Raw genomic sequence first — 24,107 nt, forward strand, 5'->3', positions numbered from 1 at the left:
GCATGGCGGCCACTGAAGACCACAGCACCACCGACGCCCCGCGCTCGGCGTACTACGTCACCACCCCGATCTACTACGTGAACGACCGCCCGCACCTGGGCCACGCGTACACCACGGTCGCGGGCGACGTCCTCACCCGCTGGCACCGCCAGCGCGGCGAGAACGTCTGGTACCTCACCGGTACCGACGAGCACGGGCAGAAGATCATGCGGACCGCCGAGGCCAACGGCGTCACCCCGCAGGAGTGGTGCGACAAGCTGGTCGAGGAGGCCTGGAAGCCGCTCTGGCGGCACCTGGACATCGCCAACGACGACTTCATCCGCACCACCCAGCAGCGGCACACCGACCGCGTGCAGGAGTTCGTCCAGGACCTCCACGACTGGGGCGAGATCTACAAGGGCGGCTACTCCGGCCCGTACTGCGTCGGCTGCGAGGAGTACAAGCTCCCGAACGAGCTGCTCCCCGGCGCCACCGAGGACGAGAAGCTCTGCCCGATCCACAAGCGCCCGGTCGAGTGGCTGGAGGAGGAGAACTACTTCTTCCGCCTCTCCGCCTACGGCCCGAAGCTGCTGGAGTTCTACGCGGCCAACCCGGACTTCATCGCGCCCGCCTCCGCCCGCAACGAGGTGCTGCGCTTCGTCGAGCAGGGCCTGCAGGACCTCTCGATCTCCCGCTCCACCTTCAACTGGGGCGTGCCGCTGCCCTGGGACGAGAAGCACGTCCTCTACGTCTGGGTCGACGCGCTGCAGAACTACATCACCGCCGCCGGCTACGGCGCCGACCCGGAGCGCTTCGCCGAGCTGTGGCCGGCCTCCGTCCACCTGGTCGGCAAGGACATCCTCCGCTTCCACGCGGTCATCTGGCCGGCCATGCTGATGGCCGCGGGCCTGCCGCTGCCCAAGCGGGTCGTCGCCAACGGCTGGCTGATGGTCGGCGGCGAGAAGATGTCCAAGTCCAACCTGACCGGCATCGCGCCCACCGACCTCACCTCGCACTTCGGCGTGGACGCGTACCGCTACTACTTCCTGCGGGCGATCCCGTTCGGCACCGACGGCTCGTTCTCCTGGGAGGACTTCGCCGCCCGGTACACCTCCGAGCTCGCCAACGACTTCGGCAACCTCGCCTCCCGCGTGGCCGCCATGGTCGGCAAGTACCACGGGGGCAGCCTGCCCGCGGCCACCGCCGCCGGCGCGGCCGAGCAGGCCGTCGTGGACGGCCTGGCCAAGGCCGCGGCCGAGGCCGACCGGAAGATCGGCGAGGAGCTGGACTTCGCCGGCGGCATCGCCGCGGTCTTCGAGTTCATCAAGCTGGTCAACGGCTACCTCACCGAGCAGGAGCCGTGGAAGGTCGCCAAGGACACCTCGGAGGAGGGACAGGCGCGCCTCGCCACGATCCTCTACACCGCGGCCGAGGCGCTGCGGGCCACCGCCGTGCTGCTCAACCCGCTGATGCCGGCGACCTCCGCCAAGCTGTGGGACTCGCTCGGCGCGGAGGAGGGCCTCGGCGCCCTCGCCGACCAGACCGTCGCCACCGTCGCCGACTGGGGCCGGCTGCCCGTCGGCTCCACCGTCACCAAGGGCGACATCCTGTTCCCCCGCCTGGAAGAGAAGCCCGCCTCCTGATGGCCAAGAAGGACGACGACCGGTCGACCCCGCCGCCGCTGCCGGAACCCCTGGCGGTGGCGGTGGCCGACTCGCACACCCACCTGGACATGCAGGACGGCACCCCCGCCGAGGGCCTCGCGAAGGCCGCCTCGGTCGGGGTGACCACCGTCGTCCAGGTCGGCTGCGACGTGCGCGGCTCGCGCTGGGCGGCGGACCTCGCCGCCGAGTTCGAGGCCGTGCACGCGGCCGTCGCCCTGCACCCCAACGAGGCACCGCGGATCTTCCTCGGCGACCCCGACGGCTGGTCCGGGCAGCACCGGGCGCCCGGCGGGGCCGCCGCCCTCGACGAGGCGCTCGCCGAGATCGACGCCCTCGCCGCGCTGCCGCAGGTCAAGGCGGTCGGCGAGACCGGCCTCGACTACTTCCGCACCGGCCCCGAGGGCACGGACATCCAGAAGGAGTCCTTCCGCCGCCACATCGAGATCGCCAAGCGGCACGGAAAGGCCCTGGTCATCCACGACCGGGACGCCCACGAGGACGTCATCGCCGTCCTGCTGGAGGAGGGCGCGCCCGAGCGCACCGTCTTCCACTGCTACTCCGGCGACGCCGCGATGGCCAGGACCTGCGCCGAGCACGGCTGGTACCTCTCCTTCGCCGGCCCGGTCACCTACAAGGCCAACCACGCCCTGCGCGAGGCCCTCGCGGTGACCCCGCTCGACCGCGTCCTGATCGAGACGGACGCGCCCTTCCTCACCCCGCACCCCTTCCGCGGCCGCCCCAACGCCCCCTACCTGATCCCGGTCACCCTCCGTGCGATGGCCGCCCACCGCGGCATCGGCGAGGACGAGATGGCCACCGCGATCGCCGCGAACACCGCCCGCGCCTTCGGCTACTGAGGCCCCACCGGCAGGCCGTCGAAGCCGGGGGCGTGGCGGCGCCCGTATCCTTGCGGGGTGAGCAGCACCGATCCCGCACCCGCCGCCGACCACCACCTGCTCGGCGCGGCCGACATCCGCGAACTGGCCGCCGCCTTCGGCGTGAAGCCGACCAAGCAGCGCGGCCAGAACTTCGTCATCGACGGCAACACCGTGCGGCGGATCGTCCGCGCGGGCGGGGTGACCGCCGAGGACAGCGTGGTCGAGGTCGGCCCGGGTCTCGGCTCGCTGACCCTGGCGCTGCTGGAGGTGGCCGCGCACGTCACCGCCGTCGAGATCGACCCGCTGCTCGCCCGGCACCTGCCGACCACCGTCGCCTCCCGGATGCCGGACAGGGCGAAGGACTTCGACCTCGTCCTGAGCGACGCCATGGAGGTCACCGAGCTGCCCGGCCCGGCGCCCACCGCGCTGGTCGCCAACCTGCCCTACAACGTCGCGGTGCCGGTGCTGCTGCACATGCTGCAGACCTTCCCGAGCATCGAGCGCACCCTGGTGATGGTGCAGAGCGAGGTCGCCGACCGGCTCGCCGCCAAGCCCGGCAACAAGGTGTACGGCGTGCCCTCGGTGAAGGCCAACTGGTACGCCGAGGTGAAGCGGGCCGGCGCGATCGGCCGCAGCGTCTTCTGGCCCGCGCCGAACGTCGACTCCGGCCTGGTGTCGCTGATCCGCCGCGACCCGCCGAAGACCTCCGCCTCCCGCGCCGAGGTGTTCGCCGTCGTCGACGCCGCGTTCGCGCAGCGCCGCAAGACCCTGCGGGCCGCCCTGGCCGGCTGGGCCGGCTCGCCCGCCGGCGCCGAGCAGGCGCTCGCCGCCGCCGGAATCGACCACAAGCTGCGCGGCGAGATGCTGACGGTGGAACAGTTCGCCGCCATCGCCGAGCACAAGCCCGAGGCCCAGAAATGATCACGGTTCGCGTCCCCGCCAAGGTCAACGTCCAGCTCGGCGTCGGCGGCCTGCGGGCCGACGGCTTCCACGACCTGGCCAACGTCTTCTTCGCCGTCGGCCTCTTCGACGAGGTCACCGCCACCGCGGGCGGGGGCGTCACGCTCTCCTGCACCGGCCCCGACGCGGCGTCCGTCCCGCTGGACGACAGCAACCTCGCCGCCCGCGCGGCCCGGCTGCTCGCCGCCCACCACGGCCTCGCCGACCCCGGCGTCCACCTGCACATCGCCAAGGCCATCCCGGTGGCCGGCGGGATGGCCGGCGGCAGCGCGGACGGCGCCGCCGCCCTGGTCGCCTGCGACGCGCTCTGGGGTCTGGGCACCCCGATCGGGACCCTGCTGGAGCTCGCCGCCGAACTCGGCTCCGACGTGCCGTTCGCGCTGCTCGGCGGGGTCGCGCTGGGCCGCGGCCGCGGCGAGATCCTGGACGCGCTGCCGGTCGCCGGCACCTTCCACTGGGTGTTCGCGGTCGCCGACGGCGGGCTCTCCACCCCGGCCGTCTTCCGCGAGTGCGACCGGCTCCGCGAGGAGGCCGGCACCGGCTCCTCGGAGGCCGACGTCCCCACCCCGGACGCCGACCCGGCACTGCTCGCCGCCCTCGCCTCGGGCGACCCGGTCGCGCTGGCCGCCGCGCTCACCAACGACCTGCAGTCCGCGGCCCTCTCGCTGCGGCCCTCGCTCGCCGACACCCTGCACGCGGGCACCGAGGCCGGGGCGATCGGCGCGCTGGTCTCCGGCTCCGGCCCGACCTGCGCCTTCCTCGCCAAGGACGCCGAGTCGGCCGAGGCGATCGCCGCCGCCCTGCGGACCTCCGGCACCTGCCGCACCGCCCACGCCACCCACGGGCCGGTGCCGGGCGCGGAGGTCAGCGCACCCAGGCCTTGAACGGCTCGGTGTCCAGACTGATCCCGACCGGATCGGGCAGCAGGACGGTCTTGCCGAACGGCCGCCGGACCAGGCTCACGTACTGGCCGTCCTCGGGCTCGCTGTGGACCAGCACCTCGCAGCTGTCACGGTCGACCAGCAGGTAGACCGGGATACCGGTCTCCGCGTAGGCCCGCGGCTTCTCGTCCCGGTCACGGCGGTCGGTGTCGGTGTCGTACGAGGTCACCTCGACCACCATCACGGCCCGGTCGGCGGAGGCCCACTCGCCCTGGCCGGCGAAGCTGCCCTTCGGAGACAGCACGCCGTCCGGCTTGGCGTGGCCCTTGCGGTAGCTTTCCACCCGCAGTCCTCGCTCGGGGTACAGCCACAGGTCGGGGCGCTGCTGCATGCACTGCTCCATCACCCAGCGGATGATCTCGTCGTGGTCGCCGTCCGGCACTGCCTTGACCCCCAGCCGCCCGTGGATGAACTCCATCCGCACACCTTCACGCTCGGCCGCCAGGGCGATGCGCTCGAACTCCTCGGCCAGCATCTGCGGCCGGTCCTCCACCGCGGTCACCGCACACCTCCCGCTCTCCGGTTCGCTGCTGCGACCCTCGCACGGTACCGCGCCGGAGCAGCGGGCCGGGAGCTTCCCGCCTCCCACTAGGCTGGGTGGTCGGAGATCTCTCTCGACCCCCTCCCAGGAGCGCAGCAGCAGTGGCCGTCAACCTCGCCACCATCGAGTCCGTCACCAAGGTGTACGGCACCCGTGCCCTGATGGACGGGGTGAGCCTCGGCGTCAGCGAGGGGGACCGGATCGGCGTCGTCGGCCGCAACGGCGACGGCAAGACCACCCTGATCCGGATGCTCGCCAAGCTGGAGGAGCCCGACTCCGGCCGGATCACCCACTCCGGCGGGCTGCAGATGGCCGTCCTCACCCAGCACGACTCGCTGGACCCGGCGGCCACCATCCGGCACGAGGTGATCGCCGACCGGGCCGACCACGAGTGGCTCGGCGACGCCCGGATCCGCGACATCGTCGAGGGCCTGTTCGGCGGCCTCGACCTGCCGGGCTTCGCCGACGGCCTGGACACCGTGATCGGCCCGCTCTCCGGCGGCGAGCGCCGCCGCATCGCGCTGGCGAAGCTGCTGCTCGGCGAGCCCGACCTGATCGTCCTGGACGAGCCCACCAACCACCTCGACGTGGAGGGCATCGCCTGGCTCGCCCGCCACCTGCAGGCCCGCCGCTCGGCGCTGGTCTGCGTCACCCACGACCGCTGGTTCCTCGACCAGGTCTGCACCCGGATGTGGGACGTCCAGCGCGGCGACGTCCGCGAGTACGAGGGCGGCTACTCCGACTACGTCTTCGCCCGCGCCGAGCGCTCCCGGATCGAGGCCACCGAGGAGCAGAAGCGGCAGAACCTGGCCCGCAAGGAGCTGGCCTGGCTGCGCCGCGGTGCCCCGGCCCGCACCTCGAAGCCGCGCTACCGGATCGAGGCGGCCAACGCGCTGATCGCCGACGTGCCGGAGCCGCGCGACAAGTCCGAGCTGATGAAGTTCGCCAACGCCCGCCTCGGCCGCACCGTCTTCGACCTGGAGGGCGTCAGCATCAAGGCCGGTCCCAAGCACCTGCTGGACCACCTGACCTGGCAGCTCGGCCCCGGCGACCGGATCGGCCTGCTCGGCGTCAACGGCGCCGGCAAGACCTCGCTGCTGCGGGCCATGCAGGCCGCGTACGCGACCGAGGGCGACGTGCAGCCCGCCGGCGGTGTGATCAAGGTCGGCAAGACCGTGCGCCTCGCCTACCTCTCGCAGGAGATCGCCGAGCTGGACCCGGAGACCCGGGTGCTGCAGGCCGTCGAGCAGGTCCGCGGCCGCGTCGACCTCGGCAAGGGCCGGGAGATGAGCGCGGGTCAGCTCTGCGAGCAGTTCGGCTTCGGCAAGGACAAGCAGTGGACGCCGGTCGGCGACCTGTCCGGCGGTGAGCGGCGCCGCCTCCAGCTGCTGCGGCTGCTGATGGACGAGCCCAACGTGCTCTTCCTCGACGAGCCCACCAACGACCTCGACATCGAGACGCTCAACCAGCTGGAGGACGTCCTCGACGGCTGGCCCGGCTCGATGGTCGTGATCAGCCACGACCGCTTCTTCATCGAGCGCACCACCGACACCGTCTACGCGCTGCTGGGCGACCGGCGGATGCGGATGCTGCCGAACGGCGTCGACGAGTACCTGGAGCGGCGGGCCCGGATGGCCGAGTCGGCCGCGCCCGCCGCCGCCGCGGCCCCGGCCGCACCGGCGAAGCCCGCCGCGGACACCCGGGCCGCGAAGAAGGAGATGCAGAAGCTGGAGCGGCAGATCGCCAAGCTGGACGACCAGGAGTCCAAGCTGCACGCCCAGCTCGCCGAGCACGCCGCCGACTTCTCCAAGGTCGCGGAACTGGACGCCAAGCTGCGGAAGGTCCGTGACGAGAAGGAGGAGCTGGAGATGGCCTGGCTGGAGCTGGCCGAACAGGTCTGAGACGCGAAGCGGAGGGCGCCCCGGCGGGGCGCCCTCCGGCGTTCGGCGGCGGTCAGCGCCGGGGGCGGAACCGGCGGACGGTCTCCCAGCCGGCGGCCGGCAGCAGGACCGCGGCGAGCAGCGCCCAGGCGGCCGAACCACCGTGGCGGTACTGGCTGACGCCCAGGTCGAGCAGCAGCAGGGTGAGCGCGAGGCACAGCACGGCGAAGAGCTTGTCGAACACGCCGTTGTCGTCGAACACGTTGTTCACGTGCGCCCTTTCGGAGGCGGAGGCGGCCACCATACCGCCGCGCCCCGGGCGGCGCACCACCCCGGCTCCCGCCCTGCCGTTCGCTCCCGAATCACCCTTGTGCCTGCTGTCCTCGCAGCTCAGCGCCTTGCCAGGGTGGACCTCATGACGCATGACACCCCCTCAGCGGGCGAGCCGGCGGCACTGCGCCGGGTGGCCGCCGCGGCCCTGCTCGGCACCGCCGTCGAGTTCTACGACTTCTTCATCTACGGCACGGCCGCCGCCCTGGTCTTCGGCCGGGTCTTCTTCCCCGGGCTGGGACCGGTCGGCGCACTGCTCGCCGCCTTCTCGGTCTACGCGGTGGCCTTCGCGGCCCGCCCGCTCGGCGCCGTGCTGTTCGGGCACTTCGGCGACCGGCTCGGCCGGCGGGCGACCCTGGTGGTGTCACTGCTGCTGATGGGCCTGTCCACCGCGGCGGTGGGCCTGCTGCCCGACTACGGTCGGTGGGGCGGCTGGGCGCCGGTGCTGCTCACGGTGCTGCGCTTCTGCCAGGGCCTGGGGCTGGGCGGCGAGTGGGGCGGCGCCGCCCTGCTGCTGGCGGAGCACGCCCCGGCCGGCCGCCGCGGCCGGTACGGCGGGCTGCTGCAACTCGGGCCGTGTGCCGGGTTCTTCCTGGCCACCGGGGTGTTCCTGGTGCTGGGTGCGGTGCTGGACGAGGCGGCCTTCCTCGCCTGGGGCTGGCGGGTGCCGTTCCTGGCGTCCCTGGTGCTGGTGGCGATCGGGCTGTTCGTCCGGCTGCGGGTCGCCGAGAGCCCGGTGTTCCGGGCGGAGCGGGTGCGGCCGCGCGTGCCGGCGGCGGAGGTGCTGGCCCGGCACGGCCGTCCGGTGCTGCTCGGCGGGGGTGCGGTGATGTCCGGGTACGCGCTGTTCTACCTGACGACCACGTACGCGCTGGCGCACCTGACCGCTGACCTCGGGGTGGGCCGGACGCCGGTGCTCGGGCTGCTGATGGCGGGCGCGGTGCTGAAGGGCGGCACGGTGGTGCTCGCCTCGCGGGCGAGCGACCGGTTCGGCCGGCGCCCGACGCTGGCCGCGGCGACGGCCCTGGCGGCGCTCTGGTCGGCGGTGCTCTTCCCGCTGCTGGAGACCGGCCGGACGGCGTGGATTGCGCTCGGCCTGCTCGGGGCGATGGCGCTGCTCGGCGCGATGCTCGGGCCGGTCGCCGCGTACCTGCCGGAGCTGTTCCCGACCCGGGTGCGCTACACGGGCGCGGCGCTGACCTACAACCTGGCGGGCGTGGTGGGCGGGGCGACGGCCCCGCTGGTGGCGACCCGGCTGACCGCCGCGTACGGGACGGCCGTGCCGGTCGGCTGGTACCTCGCCGCGCTCGGCGGGGTGTCCGTGCTGTGCGTGCTCGGCCTGCCGGAGACCCGCGGGGCGGACCTGGACGCGACCGGCCGCCGGACCCCCGTGCTGGGCGGGGGTGCGGCGGCCGGTCGGTGACGGCGCGTCGGGGTGCCGGTGCGTCAGACGGCCAGGGCGGCCCGGCCGGCCAGGGTGATCGCGGCCTGGTTGGCGACCCGCTCGCCGAGGTGCTCGGCGGTGGCGATGTCGGCCTTGTGGACGCCCTCGGGGCCCTGGTCGTTGTTGGTCTGGGCGCCGGCGCCGAGGAACAGGCCGAGGCGGTTGAGGTCGTTCTCCGAGGCGGTGGTGGAGTTCCAGCCCGGGTGCAGGCCCAGGTTCACCCAGTGCATGCCGTGCTGGGCGGCGAGCACCGTGAAGAACTGCAGGGTGTGCAGCTTGTCGCCGCTCTTCGAGGCGGAGTTGGTGAAGCCGGCGGCCAGCTTGTCCTTCCAGGTCTGGCCGAACCAGCGCTTGGAGCTGGCCTCGGCGAAGGCGTGGAAGGCGCCGGAGGCGGTGCCCATGTAGGTCGGCGAGCCGAAGACGATCGCGTCGGCGGCGTCGAGCTGCGCCCACTGCTCCTCGGTGATGGTGTCCACGGCGATCTGCACCGCGTCGGCGCCGGCCGAGGCGGCACCGCGGGCGACCGCCTCCGCCAGCACGGCGGTGTGGCCGTAGCCGGAGTGGTAGGCGATGGCGACGGTGGGACGGATGGTCGTCATGCGGGATGACTCCTCGGAGAGGGCGGACGGATGCCCGGGCGGCAGAACGGACGGACGGGCCGGCCGGGCTTGACGGTCTCCAATGTAGACCAGGTCTCCGATGGTTACCAACTCCCGATTGGAGACCGCCGGCGCTACCCTTGCGGTATGGCCACCCCCCAGCAGACCGCCGACCCGCGCCCCGAGAGCCCGGACACCTGTCCCGGCGGCGACCAGGGGTTCGACATCTTCGCCGCCGTCTGCCCCAGCCGGGACGTGTTCGCCGAGCTCGCCGACAAGTGGTCGCTGCTGCTCCTGCTGAGCCTGCACAGCTGCGGCGAGCAGCGGTTCTCCGAGCTCCAGCGCGCGGTCGGCGGAGTCAGCCGCAAGATGCTCACCCAGTCCCTGCGCGCCCTGGAGCGGGACGGGCTGGTGCTGCGCACCGTGCACCCGGAGACCCCGCCGCGGGTCGTCTACGGGCTGCTGCCGCTCGGCCGCACCCTCGCGGAGCGGATCTCGCCGCTCGGCGACTGGGTCGAGTCCTACGCCGGCCAGGTGGTGGCGGCGCGCGAGCGCTTCGACCAGGCGCACGGCGGCGACTGCACGCCGTAAGGGCCGTTCCCGGGCCCGGTCGGAGCGGCTGCGACCGATTTCCCTTTCCGGCCGCCCACCCTGTAATGTCTTCCTCGTTCACGGGGAACACCGCGAACACACCGAGAACAAGCCCCTATAGCTCAGTCGGTAGAGCGTCTCCATGGTAAGGAGAAGGTCTGCGGTTCGATTCCGCATGGGGGCTCCACGGAGCTCGAAGGCCCTCGCCGCAAGGCGGGGGCCTTCGGCGTTTCCCGGGGCCGGTCAGGGGCCGGTCAGGGGCCGGTCAGGGGCCGTCCGGGCCGGGTCCGTGCCGTGGGGCGGCCTGGCGGACCCGCCGGGGATGCGCTGTGATGGTGCGTCGAGCGCCGCGCCGGGTGCGGAGGTCCCCGGCGGACGGCGCGGGGGACTGGGGGAGGGGCGCCGTGGGCGTTCGGCTCGTGATCGTCGACGACCACCGCCTGCTGGCCGAGGCCCTGGCGGCCGCCCTGCGGCTGCGCGGGCACCGCGTCCTCGCCGTGGGGGCGCCCGCCGCCGCCGTCGGCGGCCTGGTCGCCGGCCGGCGGCCCGAGGTCTGCCTGCTCGGACTCGCCGACCCGGCGGCGGACGAGGACCCGTTCGGCCCGCTGAGGCGGCTGCGCGCCGAGCGTCCCGAGGTGGCCGTCGTGGTGCTCGGCCCGGTCGGCGACCCCGGGCGGGTGGCGGCGGCCTTCGCCGCCGGCGCAGCCGGCTACGTGCGCAGCGACGAGCGGATCGAGGTCGTCGAGCGCGCCGTCGCACGGGTCCGGGCGGGAGAGGCGGCGGTCGCCGCCGAGGTGCTGCAGGGGGCGTTCGAGGCGCTGCTGCGGCCGGCCGCCGAGCCGGACGACGACGCGGTACGGCTGCTGCGGCTGCTCACCCGGCGCGAGGCCCAGGTGCTGGCGCGGATCGCCGAGGGCGAGGACACCGCCGCCATCGCCGCCGGCATGGGGATCGCCTCCAGCACCGCCCGGACCCACGTGCAGCGGGTGCTGGTGAAGCTCGGTGCCCGCTCCCGGCTGGAAGCCGCGGCGGTGGCCGCCCGGACCGGACTGCTGGACCGGGTCGACCGGTCCGCCTGACCCTCCGCACACCCCTCGGGATGTTGACTTGTGGTCGGTGATGTTCGAATATGTTGGAGAGCGAGGAGATCGGAGCAGTCCATCGTGAAGAAGACCGTCACCAAGCTCGCGGACGGCCGCGAGCTCATCTACTTCGACACGGACGACTCCGTGCTGCGGGACTCCGCCGACCTGCGCCCGCTGGAACCCGCGGCGAGCCTCTCCGAGATCCGCCGGGACCCGGTCAGCGGCGACTGGGTGACCGTCGCCGCCCACCGGCAGGGCCGCACCTACCACCCGCCGGCCGACGAGTGCCCGCTCTGCCCGTCCCACGACGGCCGGCTCAGCGAGATCCCGGCCGCCGACTACCAGGTCGCGGTCTTCGAGAACCGCTTCCCGTCGCTGGCCGCCGACGCCGCCGCGCACGCGGCCGACCACCACCACCCGGTCGCCGACTCGGCCCCCGGCACCGGCCGCTGCGAGGTGGTCTGCTTCACCGCCGACCACGCCAAGTCCTTCGCGGACCTCGACGAGCGGCAGGCCCGCCTCGTCCTCGACGCCTGGACGGACCGGACGGCCGACCTGTCCGCCCTGCCCGGCGTCCGCCAGGTGTACTGCTTCGAGAACCGCGGCGCGGAGATCGGCGTCACCCTCGCCCACCCGCACGGGCAGATCTACGCCTTCCCGTTCGTCACCCCGCGGACGGCACGCGCCCTGGAGCGGGCCGCCGAGCATCGGGCCCGCACCGGCCGCAACCTCTTCGAGGACCTGCTCGACGCCGAACGCGCCGACCCCGTCCGGGTGGTGCTGGCCGGCGAGCACTGGACGGCCTTCGTCCCGTTCGCCGCCCGCTGGCCCTACGAGGTGCACCTCTACCCCAACCGGCGGGTCCCCGACCTGACCGCCCTCACCGAGGCCGAACGCGCCGAGTTCCCCGGGATCCACCTGGAGCTGCTGCGCCGCTTCGACCGGTTGTTCATCGAGCCCGGGCACAATGAGCAGGCCCAGCCGACGCCGTACATCGCGGCCTGGCACCAGGCACCCACCCTCGGAGGCGAGGAGCTGGCGCTGCACCTGGAGCTGTTCACGATTCGTCGTACGGTGGGCAAGCTCAAGTTCCTGGCCGGCGTCGAGTCCGGCATGGACGCGTTCGTCAACGACGTGTCGCCCGAGACGGCGGCACAGCGCATGCGGGAGGTCGCAACATGAGTAAGTACCTGGTCACGGGTGGCGCCGGCTACGTGGGCAGCGTGGTCGCCGCCCACCTGCTGGAGGCCGGACACCAGGTCACCGTGCTCGACGACCTGTCGACGGGCTTCGCCGAGGGCGTGCCGGCCGGTGCCGGGTTCGTCCGCGGCCGGATCCAGGACGCCGCCGACGTGCTCGACGGCTCCTACGACGGCGTCCTGCACTTCGCCGCCTCCTCGCAGGTCGGCGAGTCCGTCGCGGACCCGGAGAAGTACTGGCGCAACAACGTGGCCGGCTCGCTGGAGCTGATCTCCGCCATGCGCAAGGCCGGCGTGCGCAAGCTCGTCTTCTCCTCCACCGCGGCCGTGTACGGCGAGCCCGAGGCCGTCCCGATCGCGGAGACCGCCCGCACCGCGCCGACCAACACCTACGGTGCCACCAAGCTCGCCGTCGACCACCTGATCACCAGCGAGGCCGTCGCCCACGGGCTCGCCGCCGTCTCGCTGCGCTACTTCAACGTGGCCGGCGCCCACGGCGAATTCGGGGAGCGCCACGAGCCCGAGTCGCACCTCATCCCGCTGGTCTTCCAGGCCGCGCTCGGCCAGCGCCCGCACATCGCCGTCTACGGCGACGACTACCCGACCCCGGACGGCACCTGCATCCGCGACTACATCCACGTCGCCGACCTCGCCGAGGCCCACCTGCTCGCCCTCGGCGCCGCCCGCGCCGGCGAGCACCTGATCTGCAACCTCGGCAACGGCAACGGCTTCTCCGTCCGCCAGGTCATCGAGTCCGTCAAGCGCGTGACCGGCCGTGAGATCCCCGTCGTCACCGCCGAGCGCCGCCCCGGCGACCCGGCCGTCCTGGTCGCCTCCGCCACCCGCGCCCACGAGGCGCTCGGCTGGCGGCCCCGCCGCCCCGAGCTCGACGACATCGTCGCCGACGCCTGGGCCTTCACCCTGGAGAAGCGAGCCCGATGACAGATGCCCAGTCCGTCCAGCACGGCGCCGCCCCGGCAGGGGTCTGGGCGGCGCCCGGCCGGGTCAACCTGATCGGCGAACACACCGACTACAACGACGGCTTCGTGCTGCCCGTGGCCCTGCCGCAGGCCGCCCGCGCCGACGTCCGGCTCCGCGCCGACGGCCTGCTCCGCCTGCACAGCGAGCAGGCCGGGGGCGGCCCGGTGGAGCTCGCGGTGGCCGATCTCGTCCCGGGCGGCGTGGACGGCTGGGCCAAGTACCCGGCCGCGGTGGTGTGGACGCTGCGCGCGGCCGGGTACGGGGTCGGCGGCGCCGACATCCGCATCGACAGCTCGGTGCCGACCGGCGCCGGCCTCTCCTCCTCGGCCGCCATCGAGTGCGTGGTCGCCGCCGCCTACAACGACCTGCACGGGCTCGGCCTCGACGGCCCGGCCCTCGCCCGGCTCGCCCAGCGTGCCGAGAACGAGTTCGTCGGCGTCCCCTGCGGGATCATGGACCAGATGGCCTCGGTCTGCTGCACCGAGGGCAACGCGCTCTTCCTCGACACCCGCGACCTCGCCCAGCGGCAGGTCCCGTTCGACCTCGCCGGGGCCGGACTGCGGCTGCTGGTGATCGACACCCGGGTCAAGCACGACCTCGCCGACGGCGCCTACGCCGAACTCCGGGCCGGCTGCGAGCGGGCCGCCGCCCTGCTCGGCCTGGACGCCCTGCGGGACCTCGGACCCGCCGGGCTGGACGCCGCCCTCGACCGGCTGCCGACCGAACTGCGGTCGCTGGTGCGGCACGTGGTCACCGAGAACGCCCGCGTCCGGGAGGCGATGGCCCACCTCGACCTCGGCGACCTCGCCGCGCTCGGGCCGATCCTCACCGCCGGGCACGCCTCGCTCCGCGACGACTACCGGGTCTCCTGTCCCGAGACCGACCTGGCGGTCGACACCGCCGTCGCGGCCGGCGCCCTCGGCGCCCGGATGACCGGCGGCGGCTTCGGCGGCTCCGTCATCGCCCTGACCGCCGCCGACACCCTCGACGCCGTCTCCGGGGCCGTCACCACCGCCTTCACCGACGCCGGTTACGCGGCCCCCCGCACCTTCACCGCCGTTCCCGCCCGGGGCGCCCACCGCGTCGGGTAGCGGCAGCCGCGAGCCCCCGGCGGCGGTCCCGTCCAGGGTCCCGCCGCCGGGGGCTCGTGGTCGCTGCGCGAAGGTCAAATCCCCAGGGGATGAAGAAACTTCACCAATCCCCCACCCTTCACTCGCCCCTCCCGTACGCTGAGTCCGGTACCGGTGGGGGTCGGCGCCGGAGCAGGGGGGACGAACGATGGGACGTGTTCGCGTCCTGGTGGTCGACGACCACCGCATCTTCGCCGAGGCGCTGGCCACGGCGCTCGCCGCCGAGCCCGAGATCGAGGTCGGTGCGGCAGGCAGCGCCGCCGCGGCCGAACGGGCGCTGGAGCGCGCCGCCGCCGAGGGCCGCCCGTACGACATCGCCCTGGTGGACGCCGACCTGACCCCCGCGGCCGGCCGTCCCGGCCCGTCCCGCTCCCGCGACCGGTTCCCCGTCGCGGTCGTTCCGCTGCCGCGCCGCGAGGCGTCCGCCGCGCTGCCGTCCGGCGACGGCATCGCCCTGGTGGCCCGGATCTGCCGCGCCCATCCGGCGCTCCGTGCCGTGGTCCTCGCGACCGACGACGACCCGCGCCGCGCGGTGCGCGCGCTGCAGGCGGGTGCCTCGGGCTGGGTCGCCAAGGAGAGCTCGCTGGGGCGGCTGCTCGCCGTCGTCCGCGGGGTGCTGCGCGACGAGACGCACCTGCCGCCGGCCCTGCTGACGGGCGTGGTACGGGAGTTGACCAGTGCCCGGCGCGACCGCACGGAGAGCGAGCGGCTGGTCGGCACGCTGACCCCGCGTGAGGAGGAGGTGCTGCGGTGCATGGTGGCCGGCCTCGGCCGGCAGGCCGTCGCCGAGCGGCTGTACCTCTCCCCGCACACCGTCCGCACCCACATGCAGAACGTCCTCGGCAAGTTGGGGGTGCACTCCACCCTCGCCGCCGTCGCGGTGGCCCGCCGGGCGGGGATCACGCCCTCCGAGCCGCTGCCCCCGCTCGCCGCGGCCCAGCCACCGCATCCGCCGACCGTCGCCTCGAACGCAGGCCCGGGCGCGGGCTGAATCGTTTCCTCGCGCCCTCACCGGGCGGGGAGCGGCCCGACGCCACCCCCAGGTACCGACTCCGTCAGGTCAGGGAGACCGGAGGACAGATGTCGCCGAACCGCACCGCCGCCCGTCCCGATGCACAGCCCGCCCCCGCCGCGGGGGCGGCCGCCGGCCCGCCGTGCCTGCGCACCCTGGTGATCGGCGGTGGTGCCGCGGGGTCGGCGCTGGTCCGCGACCTGATCCGCACGCCGGAGTTCGGCCTCGCCCCGGTGGGCGTCCTGGACGACGACCCGGCCAAGGCGGGCACGGCCGTGGACGGCGTGCCGGTGCTGGGCCCGCTGGCCGGGCTGACGCCGCTGGCGGTGGCGCACGGCGCGCAGGTGGTGGTGCTGGCGATCCCCGGACTGCCGCACCAGCAGGTGCGCGCACTGGCGACGGCGGCGGCCGCGGCCGGGGCGGCCGTCCGCTACCTGCCGTCCTTCCTGTCGGCGCTCCGCCGCGAGGTGGTCGGTTCGGACCTGCGCACCCTGGACGTCAACAAGCTGATCGGCCGGCACGAGGTGCACGTGGTCTCCCCGGACGTGCGGGCGGTGATCGAGGGCCGCCGGGTGCTGGTGACGGGCGCGGGCGGGTCGATCGGCAGCGAGCTCTGCCGACAGGTGCACGCCTTCGGCCCGTCCGAGCTCTACATGCTCGACCACGACGAGTCCAACCTGCACCGGCTCCAGCTGGAGATCTGGGGCGAGGCGCTGCTCACCGACGACTCGCTGGTGATCGCGGACATCCGGGACCGGCCGCGGATCCAGCAGATCTTCCGCGACCTGCGGCCGGAGGTGGTGTTCCACGCGGCGGCGCACAAGCACCTGCCGCTGCTGGAGCGGCACCCGAGCGAGGCGGTGAAGTCCAACGTCCTCGGCACCGACCACCTGGTGGAGGCGGCGCTCGCCACCGGCGTGGAGCGCTTCGTGCTGATCTCCACCGACAAGGCGGCCGATCCGACCTCGGTGCTGGGCGCGAGCAAGCGGCTGGCCGAGCTGATCGTCCGGGCGAACGCCCGGGACGCCCGGAACCTGGGCACCGGGGTGTTCTCGGCCGTCCGGTTCGGCAACGTGCTGGGCTCGCGCGGTTCGCTGCTGTCGGTGCTGGAGGAGCAGCTGCGCAGCGGCGGTCCGGTGACCGTCACCCACCCGGACGTGACCCGGTTCTTCATGACCATCGAGGAGGCGGTCGGCCTGGTGCTGGAGGCCGGCCGGATGGCGGAGGGCGGCGAGGTCTTCGTGCTGGACATGGGCGAGCCGGTGCGGATCGTCGACCTGGTGCGCAACTTCGCCCGGCAGGTGCAGCTGGGCGCGGAGGACGTGGAGATCCGCTACACGGGCCTGCGGGCGGGCGAGAAGCTCAACGAGGCGCTGTTCTCGGAGGGCGAGGAACGGCTGCCGACCGAGCACGGCCGGATCTTCGCGACGGTGGCGGGCGACGGCGGCCCGGAGGACCTGGCGGGCGGCCTGACCGGGCTGTACGCGGCGGCGAAGGTCAATGCGGACACCGAGGTGCGCGACCGGCTGGCGGAGCTGCTGCCGGGCTACCGGACGCCGGAGGCCGTTCCGGTGCCGGCCCTGGCCACGCCGTACCCGGACGGCTTCTGAGGCCCGGACGGCGCCCGGCCGGCCGGCGGGGGCGCGCGGTCAGCCGGCCTGGTCGAAGGGGGCGACCAGGCAGCGCAGCAGCGAGGCGAGCTCGCCCTGCTGGTCGGAGCTGAGCTGGGCGAGGAGTTCGCGCTCGTGGGCGAGCAGGCCGGCGAGCGCCTGGTCGGCCTTGTCGCGGCCGTCGTCGGTGAGCCGGACGAGGACGCCGCGCCGGTCGTCAGGGTCGGGCAGCCGGCGGACGAGGTTCTTGCCGGTGAGCCGGTCGATCCGGTTGGTCATGGTGCCGGAGGTGACCAGGGTCTGGGTGAGCAGCTGGCCGGGGGAGAGCTGGTAGGGCGAACCGGCCCGGCGCAGGGCCGTCAGCACGTCGAACTCCCACGGCTCCAGGCCGTGCTCGGCGAACGCGGTGCGGCGGGCACGGTCGAGGTGCCGGGCGAGTCGGCTGACCCGGCTGAGCACCTCGAGCGGTTCCACGTCGAGGTCGGGGCGCTCTCGGCGCCATGCTGCGACCAGGCGGTCGACCTCGTCCTCCATGACGATCAGTGTATCGGGGGTTGTGTCGATGTGAAGTCTCTTGACATCGAGAGTTTTCACGCGCAGTCTCTCGACTGGATATCTTGATGTCGAGATACTTTGGAGGCCGTCATGCCCGCCACCGGCTGGGACCCCGCGCAGTACCTCCGCTTCGCCGACGAACGCACCCGCCCGCTGCACGAACTCGTCGCCCGGATGCCCGCCCTGCCCGCCGCCCCCGTCGTCCTCGACATCGGCTGCGGCCCCGGCAACTCCACCGCCGTCCTGCGCGAACGCTGGCCCGACGCCCACCTCACCGGCGTCGACGACTCCGCCGAGATGCTCGCCACCGCCCGCGCCACCGGCGAACCGCACGCCGCCTACCTGCGCGCCGACGCCCGCGACTGGGACCCGGCCGCGGCGGCCCCCGACGCGATCGTCTCCAACGCCACCCTGCAGTGGCTCAACCCCGACGGCGCCGACCGCGCCGACCACCTGCCCCTGGTGGCCCGCTGGGCGGCCGCCCTGCGGCCCGGCGGGGTGCTCGCCTTCCAGGTGCCCGGCAACTTCGACGCGCCCAGCCACACCCTGCTCGCGGAGCTCCGCGGCAGCGCCCGCTGGCGGCACGCCCTCGGCGACGGCGCCGAGCGGGCCGGGGTCCACCGGAGCGCCGAGTACCTGCAGACCCTGCTCGGTGCCGACTGCACCGCCGACGTCTGGGAGACCACCTACCTGACCCTGCTCACCGGGCCCGACCCGGTGCTGGAGTGGGTCAAGGGCACCGCCCTGCGCCCCGTGCTCTCCCGGCTCGCCGACCCGGCCGACCGGGAGGCGTTCCTCGCCGCCTACGGCGCCCTCCTGCGCGAGGCCTACCCGGCCGGGGAGCACGGCACCGTCTTCCCGTTCCGCCGGATCTTCGCCGTCGCCCGCCGCCGGTAGGCGGGGCGCGCGTCCCCGGGGCGGTCCCTCCGTGCGGGGTGCGGCCCTACTTGTGGAAGTGGTGGTGGCCCGGCATGGCCGGGTGGCGGCCCAGGAGGACGACCCCGGCCACCACCGCGAGCAGTCCCAGCACCTGGAAGGTCACGGCGACGGGGGTCACCCGCAGCTCGTCGCCGAGGAAGCCAACCGCACAGACGATCCCGGTGAGCGGCTGGGCCGCGGTCAGGGCGGGCAGCGACATCCGCAGCGGCGCCGCCTCGAAGGCCGACTGCACCAGCAGCAGCCCGACCACGCCGATCACCACCACCGCGTACGGCTGCCAGCTGTGCACCACCGCGCCGATGCCCTGCTCGTCGAGCCGTTCGGTGGTCATCCGGGTCAGGGCGTCCTGCAGGCCGTAGAGCAGCCCGGCGGCGAGCGCCAGCAGGGTCGCCTCCTCGAACAGCGGCATGTGCTTGGCGACGAGCACCAGCAGCACGGCCAGTCCGGCGACGATCCCGACCACCAGCCAGAAGCGCAGGTGGCCGGCCTCGGTGCCGCCGCCCTGCGGGCGGCCCGCCACGATGAAGGAGGTCACCCCCAGGGCGATCAGCGCCACGCCCGTCCAGCCGGAGCGGCCCAGTCGCGTCCCGGTGAGCCTGCGGGCCATCAGCATGGCGAAGACCAGGTTGGTGGCGAGCAGCGGCTCGACGAGCGCCACCTCGCCCTGGCTCAGCGCGACCGCGCTGAGGATCAGGCCGGCGATCATGAAGCCGAGACCGATCAGCCAGTCCGGCATCCTCGCCAGGTCGAGCAGCAGCCGCCAGTGCAGCAGGTCGCTCTTGGGGGCCCGCTGGGCGGCGTGCTGCTGCAGCACGAATCCCAGGCCCAGGCAGCAGGCAGCCCCCACTGCCAGAATGAAGACCGCCACGCGACCACCTCGGTGCCGTCACACCCGTCGTTCGCCCACCAGCTTCGGATGCCGCTCCAGTCCCTCCAGGCCGTGCCACGCCAGATTCACCAGATGGGCGGCCACTTCGGACTTCTGCGGCTTGCGCACCTCCAGCCACCACTGGCCGGTGAGCGCGACCATGCCGACCAGCATCTGCGAGTACATGGGTGCCAGCCGGGGATCGAACCCCCGGGACTTGAACTCCAGTCCCAGGATGTCCTCGACCTGGGTGGCGATGTCACTGATCAGCGAGGCGAAGCTGCCGGTCGACTGCGCGACCGGCGAGTCCCGGACGAGGATCTTGAAACCGTCGGTCGAGGTGTCGATGTAGTCCATCAGCGCGAAGGCCGCCTGCTCCAGCAGCTCGCGCGAGTGCCCGCCGGTCAGCGCCCCGGTCACCATGTCCAGCAGCAGCTGCATCTCGCGGTCGACCACGACCGCGTACAGCCCCTCCTTGCCGCCGAAGTGCTCGTAGACCACCGGCTTGGAGACTCCGGCCCGTTCGGCGATCTCCTCGACGGAGGTGCCGTCGTAGCCGCGCTCCGCGAAGACCGACCGGCCGATCTCCAGCAGCTGCTCACGCCGCTGCTTGCCGGTCATCCGGACCCGGCCGCCCGGCCGGCCGCCGCGCGCCGCGGGGGCGGAGCGGGTACGGGCCACCGCGGCGCCGTCCCCGCCGGTTGCGTGCTGCTGGCCGTCCGCGGTCCCTGCGTTGCTCCCGTTCACCCCTACATCATGCTGCAGCGGGCGGGTCATACGGCGCGGCGGGCGTCGATCCGCTCGGCCCCCGGCCAGCGGACGTCGGTCGCCCAGCCCGCACCCTCGAACCAGCGGATCAGGCGGGCCGAGGAGTCGACCTGGCCGCGCAGCACACCGTGCCGGGCGCTGGTCGGGTCGGCGTGGTGCAGGTTGTGCCAGGACTCGCCGCAGGAGAGCACCGCCAGCCACCAGACGTTGCCGGAGCGGTCACGGGACTTGAACGGCCGCTCGCCGACGGCGTGGCAGATCGAATTGATCGACCAGGTCACGTGGTGCAGCAGGGCGATCCGCACCAGCGAACCCCAGAAGAAGGCGGACAGCGCGCCCTGCCACGACATCGTGACCAGGCCGCCGACCAGCGGCGGGATCAGCAGCGACAGGGCCGTCCAGAGCCAGAACAGCCGGGAGATCCGCCTTATCGCCGGGTCGGCGATCAGGTCCGGCGCGTACTTGTGCTGCGGGGTCTGCTCCTCGTCGAAGAGCCAGCCGAGGTGCGCCCAGTAGAGGCCCTTCATCAGGGCCGGCACGCTCTCGCCGTACCGCCAGGGGGAGTGCGGGTCCCCCTCCTTGTCGCTGAACCGGTGGTGCTTGCGGTGGTCGGCCACCCAACGCACCAGCGGCCCCTCCACGGCGAGGCTGCCGGCCACCGCCAGGGCGAGGCGCAGCGGGCGGGCCGCCTTGAAGGAGCCGTGCGTGAAGTAGCGGTGGTAACCGACGGTGATGCCGTGGCAGGTCACGAAGTACATGACGGCCGCGATCGCGAGGTCCGTCCAGCCGAGGCCCCACCCCCAGGCCACCGGCACCGCGGCCAGCAGGGCCAGGAAGGGGACGGCGATGAACAGGCCCAGGGTGATCCGTTCGGCCAGTCCCTGGCTCTCCCCGCCGAGGGTCGCGGAGACCTGGGCGGGTGGCTTCTGTGCCGCCATGGGGGGTGCTGCACCGGCCTGCATGGTCATGGGGGCGTCCTCGGGGGAGGGGGCGGAACCTACGTAGGCGTAACCTACGGCATCGTAGGTTCACGGGCATCCGATGGGAAGACGTGTCGCACCGGCGGGACTCCGGAGGGTGGTGGATGCAGAGCGGCGCACCCCGTACTCTTAGCCCTGCATTGCCCGCCGACGTCCGTCGGCGCGTCACCCGTGCACGGCATCCGTCCCGGATCGTCTAAGGGCAGGACAGCTGGTTTTGGTCCAGCTTATGGGGGTTCGAATCCTCCTCCGGGAGCTCCGCACACAGCCCCGACCGTCCGGCAGGCGCGCCCGACCCTCCCTCAGAACAACCGAGGAGCCCTCCGCGTGACTGCCAAGAAGACCGCTGCCGTGATCGTGCTCGCCGCCGGCGGTGGCACCCGGATGAAGTCCAACAGGCTGCCGAAGGTGCTCCACGAGATCTGCGGCCGGTCGCTCGTCGGCCACGCCGTCGCCGCCGCCCAGGAGCTGGAGCCGGAGCACCTCGTGGTCGTCGTCGGCCACCTGCGCGAGCTCGTCACCGCCCACCTGGAGCAGCACTACGCGGGCGTGCGCACCGCCGTCCAGGAGCAGCAGAACGGCACCGGCCACGCCGTCCGCACCGCCCTCGACGCGCTCACTGCGGACGGCACCGTGCTCGACGGCACCGTGCTCGTCACCACCGGCGACGCCCCGCTGCTCACCGGCGCCACCCTGCGGGCCCTCGCCGAGGCGCACGCCGAGCAGGGCAACGGCGTGACCGTGCTGACCGCCGTCGTGCCGGACGCCGACGGCTACGGCCGGATCCTGCGCGACGACCAGGGCGCGGTCGCCGCGATCGTCGAGCACAAGGACGCCAGCGAGGCCCAGCGGGCCGTCTCCGAGATCAACTCCGGTGTGTTCGCCTTCGACGCCAAGCTGCTCGCCGAGGCGCTCGGCCGGCTCACCACCGACAACGTCCAAGGCGAGGAGTACCTCACCGACACCCTGGAGATCCTGCGCACCGGCGGCCACCGGGTCGGCGCCGTGGTCGCCGACGACTTCCGCGACATCCTCGGCATCAACGACCGGGTGCAGCTCGCCGAGGCCCGCCGGATGCTCAACGACCGGCTGCTGGAGCAGGCCATGCGCGCCGGCGTCACCGTCGTCGACCCGGCCACCACCTGGTTCGACGTGCAGGTGAGCTACGAGCCGGACGCGGTCGTGCTGCCCGGCACCCAGCTGCAGGGCGCCACCCACCTCGGCGAGGGCTGCACCGTCGGCCCGAACTCCACCGTGACCGACAGCGCGATCGGCGCCGGCGCCACTGTGAGCAACGCCACGGTGATCCAGGCCGAGGTCGGCGAGTCCGCCTCGGTGGGCCCGTACGCCTACCTCCGCCCGGGCGCCAAGCTCGCCCGCAAGGCCAAGGCCGGCACCTACGTCGAGATCAAGAACTCCGAGCTCGGCGAGGGCGCCAAGGTGCCGCACCTCTCGTACATCGGCGACGCGACGATCGGCGAGGGCAGCAACGTCGGCGCGGCCTCCGTCACCGTCAACTACGACGGCGTCAACAAGCACCGCACCGTGATCGGGGCGCACTGCCGCACCGGCTCGGACAACATGTTCATCGCCCCGGTGACCGTCGGCGACGGCGCCTACACGGCGGCCGGCTCGGTGATCTACCAGGACGTCCCGGCCGGTTCGCTGGGCGTCGCCCGGGCGCAGCAGCGGAACATCGCCGGCTGGGTCGCCCGCAAGCGCCCCGGCACGGCCGCCGCCGAGGCCGCCGCCAAGGCCGAGGCGTCCGGGACACCCGAGGCCTGAGCGGCTGCGGGGGATCTTGGGAAGCGGTCCCGGGGCGGACGGTTCCCTGCGCACCGCGTAACCTGGAGTACATACGTGCGCCACTGGGCTGACCGTACTCGTCCCGGCGTACCCCAAATCCCCTGCCGACCGACGTCCCCGAGCGCTGCTGCCCGGGTGCGCCATGGCGGGTCCATGTGCGGCAGCAACGCGAGGAGACGGTGCAGTGAGCGGGATCACGACGTCGGGTGAGAAGAAGCTCAAGCTCTTCTCCGGCCGTGCCCACCCCGAGCTGGCGGAGGAGGTGGCCCGGGCGCTCGACACCGAACTGGTTCCCACCAAGGCCCTGGACTTCGCGAACGGTGAGATCTACGTCCGCTTCCTGGAGTCGGCCCGCGGCGCGGACTGCTTCGTGATCCAGAGCCACACGGCTCCGATCAACCAGTGGATCATGGAACAGCTGATCATGATCGACGCGCTGAAGCGGGCCTCGGCGCACAGCATCACGGCGATCCTGCCGTTCTACGGCTACGCCCGGCAGGACAAGAAGCACCTCGGCCGCGAGCCCATCTCGGCCCGCCTGGTCGCCGACCTGCTCCGCCAGGCCGGCGCCGACCGCCTGATGGCCGTGGACCTGCACACCGCGCAGATCCAGGGCTTCTTCGACGGCCCGGTGGACCACCTGTTCGCGCTGCCGATGCTGGCCGACTACGTGGGCGAGCGGGTCGACCGCTCCAAGCTCACCATCGTCTCGCCGGACGCCGGCCGGGTGAAGGTCGCCGACCAGTGGTGCGACCGCCTGGGCGCGCCGCTCGCGATCATCCACAAGCGCCGCGACATGACGCAGGCCAACACGATCCTGTCCGCCGAGGTCGTCGGGGACGTCGAGGGCCGGGTGTGCGTCCTGGTCGACGACATGATCGACACCGCCGGCACCATCTGCGCCGCCGCCGACGCGCTCTTCGACAACGGTGCCGCCGACGTGATCGTCGCGGCCACCCACGGCGTGCTCTCGGGCCCGGCCGCGGACCGCCTGAAGAACTCCCGCGTCAGCGAGTTCGTCTTCACCAACACCCTGCCCACCCCGCAGCAGCTGCAGCTGGACAAGGTGACCACCCTCTCGATCGCCCCCTCGATCGCCGCCGCGATCAAGGAGGTCTTCGAGGACGGCTCGGTGACCAGCCTCTTCGAGGGCGTGCACTGACCGTCCGCCCCGGACGTCCGGCCCCCGCACGCCACGCGTGCGGGGGCCGATTTCACGTTGACGCCACCACCGGTTAGACTCGTGGAACTGCTCGGCGAGGGATGCCGTGTGCCCGTACGGGTACCGCAACCGTGATCGACGCGCTGCTTCCAGTAGTCGTCCGCCGCCGAGCGACCCCCAAGGAACTTGAGGGTGTGGCCCGGCG

General features: G+C 73.4%; 23 protein-coding genes and 2 tRNA genes. 18 read left to right on the forward strand and 7 right to left on the reverse strand.

All coding sequences use genetic code 11. The features are described 5' to 3' along the window. Positions 1-2 precede the first annotated feature (2 nt). Genes metG through IE98_RS0119970 form a run of 4 tightly spaced genes read left to right on the forward strand, consistent with a single transcriptional unit; the run spans position 3 to position 4,365 of the window. Positions 3-1,622: a methionine--tRNA ligase gene (metG, locus tag IE98_RS0119955; RefSeq protein ID WP_030270734.1), complete on the forward strand. Its 1,620-nt coding sequence runs from the start codon at positions 3-5 to the stop codon at positions 1,620-1,622. After that, positions 1,622-2,500, forward strand: coding sequence for a TatD family hydrolase (locus IE98_RS0119960; protein ID WP_030270736.1), 879 nt, complete (start codon positions 1,622-1,624; stop codon positions 2,498-2,500). Before metG ends, IE98_RS0119960 begins: the two co-directional genes overlap by 1 nt. A gap of 57 nt (positions 2,501-2,557) precedes the next feature. Then, positions 2,558-3,442 (forward strand): 16S rRNA (adenine(1518)-N(6)/adenine(1519)-N(6))-dimethyltransferase RsmA, encoded by an 885-nt coding sequence (gene rsmA, locus IE98_RS0119965; protein ID WP_030270738.1) that lies wholly within the window; start codon positions 2,558-2,560, stop codon positions 3,440-3,442. Continuing rightward, positions 3,439-4,365, forward strand: coding sequence for a 4-(cytidine 5'-diphospho)-2-C-methyl-D-erythritol kinase (locus IE98_RS0119970; protein ID WP_030270739.1), 927 nt, complete (start codon positions 3,439-3,441; stop codon positions 4,363-4,365). The genes rsmA and IE98_RS0119970 overlap by 4 nt, the downstream gene beginning before the upstream one ends. Here IE98_RS0119970 and IE98_RS0119975 read toward each other — a convergent pair. Continuing rightward, positions 4,346-4,924 carry a Uma2 family endonuclease gene (locus IE98_RS0119975; protein WP_030270741.1) on the reverse strand — a complete coding sequence of 193 codons (579 nt, stop codon included), beginning with the start codon at positions 4,922-4,924 and terminating at the stop codon, positions 4,346-4,348. The two genes, IE98_RS0119970 and IE98_RS0119975, sit on opposite strands and share 20 nt — an antisense overlap. A gap of 140 nt (positions 4,925-5,064) precedes the next feature. Between IE98_RS0119975 and IE98_RS0119980 the strand changes: the two genes are divergently transcribed. Continuing rightward, positions 5,065-6,864: an ABC-F family ATP-binding cassette domain-containing protein gene (locus tag IE98_RS0119980; protein WP_030270743.1), complete on the forward strand. Its 1,800-nt coding sequence runs from the start codon at positions 5,065-5,067 to the stop codon at positions 6,862-6,864. A 52-nt stretch (positions 6,865-6,916) separates the two neighbouring features. Here the strand turns inward: IE98_RS0119980 and IE98_RS0119985 are convergent, their stop codons facing one another. Next, positions 6,917-7,114, reverse strand: a complete 198-nt coding sequence (locus IE98_RS0119985) for a hypothetical protein (protein ID WP_159400984.1) — start codon at positions 7,112-7,114, stop codon at positions 6,917-6,919. Positions 7,115-7,258: 144 nt separating this feature from the next. On the opposite strand from IE98_RS0119985, the gene IE98_RS0119990 reads away from it, so the two are divergent. Continuing rightward, positions 7,259-8,596 carry an MFS transporter gene (locus IE98_RS0119990; protein WP_052390720.1) on the forward strand — a complete coding sequence of 446 codons (1,338 nt, stop codon included), beginning with the start codon at positions 7,259-7,261 and terminating at the stop codon, positions 8,594-8,596. Positions 8,597-8,619: 23 nt separating this feature from the next. On the opposite strand, the gene IE98_RS0119995 is transcribed toward IE98_RS0119990, so the two are convergent. After that, positions 8,620-9,216 carry a flavodoxin family protein gene (locus IE98_RS0119995; RefSeq protein ID WP_030270748.1) on the reverse strand — a complete coding sequence of 199 codons (597 nt, stop codon included), beginning with the start codon at positions 9,214-9,216 and terminating at the stop codon, positions 8,620-8,622. Between the two features lie 147 nt (positions 9,217-9,363). Here IE98_RS0119995 and IE98_RS0120000 point away from each other — a divergent pair, with 147 nt between their 5' ends. The 8 genes from IE98_RS0120000 (at position 9,364) to IE98_RS0120035 (ending at position 16,824) form a co-directional block, all read left to right on the forward strand. Further along, complete coding sequence (locus IE98_RS0120000) at positions 9,364-9,807, forward strand: winged helix-turn-helix transcriptional regulator (RefSeq protein WP_030270750.1); 444 nt, start codon at positions 9,364-9,366, stop codon at positions 9,805-9,807. Positions 9,808-9,918: 111 nt separating this feature from the next. Beyond that, positions 9,919-9,994 (forward strand) — tRNA-Thr (locus IE98_RS0120005). A gap of 217 nt (positions 9,995-10,211) precedes the next feature. Continuing rightward, complete coding sequence (locus tag IE98_RS0120010) at positions 10,212-10,886, forward strand: LuxR C-terminal-related transcriptional regulator (protein WP_030270752.1); 675 nt, start codon at positions 10,212-10,214, stop codon at positions 10,884-10,886. Between the two features lie 84 nt (positions 10,887-10,970). Continuing rightward, positions 10,971-12,074 (forward strand): galactose-1-phosphate uridylyltransferase, encoded by a 1,104-nt coding sequence (gene galT, locus IE98_RS0120015; RefSeq protein ID WP_030270754.1) that lies wholly within the window; start codon positions 10,971-10,973, stop codon positions 12,072-12,074. Then, positions 12,071-13,033 (forward strand): UDP-glucose 4-epimerase GalE, encoded by a 963-nt coding sequence (gene galE, locus IE98_RS0120020; RefSeq protein WP_030270755.1) that lies wholly within the window; start codon positions 12,071-12,073, stop codon positions 13,031-13,033. The genes galT and galE overlap by 4 nt, the downstream gene beginning before the upstream one ends. Then, a complete protein-coding gene (gene galK, locus IE98_RS0120025) occupies positions 13,030-14,163 on the forward strand; it encodes a galactokinase (RefSeq protein WP_030270757.1) in 1,134 nt (377 codons plus the stop codon). The genes galE and galK overlap by 4 nt, the downstream gene beginning before the upstream one ends. A 187-nt stretch (positions 14,164-14,350) precedes the next feature. Then, the gene (locus IE98_RS0120030) at positions 14,351-15,193 is read left to right on the forward strand and encodes a LuxR C-terminal-related transcriptional regulator (protein ID WP_052390721.1); all 843 of its coding nucleotides are present in this window, start codon (positions 14,351-14,353) and stop codon (positions 15,191-15,193) included. 89 nt (positions 15,194-15,282) lie between these two features. After that, positions 15,283-16,824 carry a polysaccharide biosynthesis protein gene (locus IE98_RS0120035; protein WP_043174636.1) on the forward strand — a complete coding sequence of 514 codons (1,542 nt, stop codon included), beginning with the start codon at positions 15,283-15,285 and terminating at the stop codon, positions 16,822-16,824. Between the two features lie 39 nt (positions 16,825-16,863). Here IE98_RS0120035 and IE98_RS0120040 read toward each other — a convergent pair whose 3' ends face one another. Further along, positions 16,864-17,358, reverse strand: a complete 495-nt coding sequence (locus tag IE98_RS0120040) for a MarR family winged helix-turn-helix transcriptional regulator (RefSeq protein ID WP_030270762.1) — start codon at positions 17,356-17,358, stop codon at positions 16,864-16,866. A gap of 111 nt (positions 17,359-17,469) precedes the next feature. On the opposite strand from IE98_RS0120040, the gene IE98_RS0120045 reads away from it, so the two are divergent. After that, positions 17,470-18,276: a methyltransferase domain-containing protein gene (locus IE98_RS0120045; RefSeq protein WP_030270763.1), complete on the forward strand. Its 807-nt coding sequence runs from the start codon at positions 17,470-17,472 to the stop codon at positions 18,274-18,276. A 46-nt stretch (positions 18,277-18,322) separates the two neighbouring features. Here IE98_RS0120045 and IE98_RS0120050 read toward each other — a convergent pair whose 3' ends face one another. The 3 genes from IE98_RS0120050 to IE98_RS0120060 are packed head-to-tail and all read right to left on the reverse strand — an operon-like array spanning position 18,323 to position 20,916. Further along, positions 18,323-19,186, reverse strand: a complete 864-nt coding sequence (locus IE98_RS0120050) for a DMT family transporter (RefSeq protein WP_030270764.1) — start codon at positions 19,184-19,186, stop codon at positions 18,323-18,325. An 18-nt stretch (positions 19,187-19,204) separates the two neighbouring features. Continuing rightward, positions 19,205-19,963 (reverse strand): TetR family transcriptional regulator, encoded by a 759-nt coding sequence (locus IE98_RS0120055; RefSeq protein ID WP_420706206.1) that lies wholly within the window; start codon positions 19,961-19,963, stop codon positions 19,205-19,207. Then, positions 19,960-20,916 carry an acyl-CoA desaturase gene (locus IE98_RS0120060; protein ID WP_234443606.1) on the reverse strand — a complete coding sequence of 319 codons (957 nt, stop codon included), beginning with the start codon at positions 20,914-20,916 and terminating at the stop codon, positions 19,960-19,962. Before IE98_RS0120060 ends, IE98_RS0120055 begins: the two co-directional genes overlap by 4 nt. A gap of 203 nt (positions 20,917-21,119) precedes the next feature. Between IE98_RS0120060 and IE98_RS0120065 the strand changes: the two genes are divergently transcribed. The 3 genes from IE98_RS0120065 to IE98_RS0120075 all read left to right on the forward strand — a co-directional run bounded on the left by IE98_RS0120065 (position 21,120) and on the right by IE98_RS0120075 (position 23,902). Further along, a tRNA-Gln gene (locus IE98_RS0120065) sits at positions 21,120-21,190 on the forward strand. A 71-nt stretch (positions 21,191-21,261) separates the two neighbouring features. Then, the gene (gene glmU / locus IE98_RS0120070) at positions 21,262-22,719 is read left to right on the forward strand and encodes a bifunctional UDP-N-acetylglucosamine diphosphorylase/glucosamine-1-phosphate N-acetyltransferase GlmU (protein WP_030270768.1); all 1,458 of its coding nucleotides are present in this window, start codon (positions 21,262-21,264) and stop codon (positions 22,717-22,719) included. 205 nt (positions 22,720-22,924) lie between these two features. Next, positions 22,925-23,902, forward strand: a complete 978-nt coding sequence (locus IE98_RS0120075) for a ribose-phosphate diphosphokinase (protein WP_030270769.1) — start codon at positions 22,925-22,927, stop codon at positions 23,900-23,902. Positions 23,903-24,107: the final 205 nt, after the last annotated feature.

It is taken from the genome of Streptomyces sp. NRRL B-24484, assembly GCF_000717715.1.
In the GTDB taxonomy this organism is placed as follows: domain Bacteria; phylum Actinomycetota; class Actinomycetes; order Streptomycetales; family Streptomycetaceae; genus Kitasatospora.

Coding starts and splice junctions, on each gene's coding strand:
- metG (WP_030270734.1), top strand. CDS start 3: ATGGCGGCCACTGAAGACCACAGCACCACCGACGCCCCGCGCTCGGCG.
- IE98_RS0119960 (WP_030270736.1), top strand. CDS start 1,622: ATGGCCAAGAAGGACGACGACCGGTCGACCCCGCCGCCGCTGCCGGAA.
- IE98_RS0119970 (WP_030270739.1), top strand. CDS start 3,439: ATGATCACGGTTCGCGTCCCCGCCAAGGTCAACGTCCAGCTCGGCGTC.
- IE98_RS0119990 (WP_052390720.1), top strand. CDS start 7,259: ATGACGCATGACACCCCCTCAGCGGGCGAGCCGGCGGCACTGCGCCGG.
- IE98_RS0119995 (WP_030270748.1), bottom strand. CDS start 9,216: ATGACGACCATCCGTCCCACCGTCGCCATCGCCTACCACTCCGGCTAC.
- IE98_RS0120000 (WP_030270750.1), top strand. CDS start 9,364: ATGGCCACCCCCCAGCAGACCGCCGACCCGCGCCCCGAGAGCCCGGAC.
- galE (WP_030270755.1), top strand. CDS start 12,071: ATGAGTAAGTACCTGGTCACGGGTGGCGCCGGCTACGTGGGCAGCGTG.
- galK (WP_030270757.1), top strand. CDS start 13,030: ATGACAGATGCCCAGTCCGTCCAGCACGGCGCCGCCCCGGCAGGGGTC.
- IE98_RS0120030 (WP_052390721.1), top strand. CDS start 14,351: ATGGGACGTGTTCGCGTCCTGGTGGTCGACGACCACCGCATCTTCGCC.
- IE98_RS0120035 (WP_043174636.1), top strand. CDS start 15,283: ATGTCGCCGAACCGCACCGCCGCCCGTCCCGATGCACAGCCCGCCCCC.
- IE98_RS0120040 (WP_030270762.1), bottom strand. CDS start 17,358: ATGGAGGACGAGGTCGACCGCCTGGTCGCAGCATGGCGCCGAGAGCGC.
- IE98_RS0120045 (WP_030270763.1), top strand. CDS start 17,470: ATGCCCGCCACCGGCTGGGACCCCGCGCAGTACCTCCGCTTCGCCGAC.
- IE98_RS0120055 (WP_420706206.1), bottom strand. CDS start 19,963: ATGACCCGCCCGCTGCAGCATGATGTAGGGGTGAACGGGAGCAACGCA.
- IE98_RS0120060 (WP_234443606.1), bottom strand. CDS start 20,916: ATGCAGGCCGGTGCAGCACCCCCCATGGCGGCACAGAAGCCACCCGCC.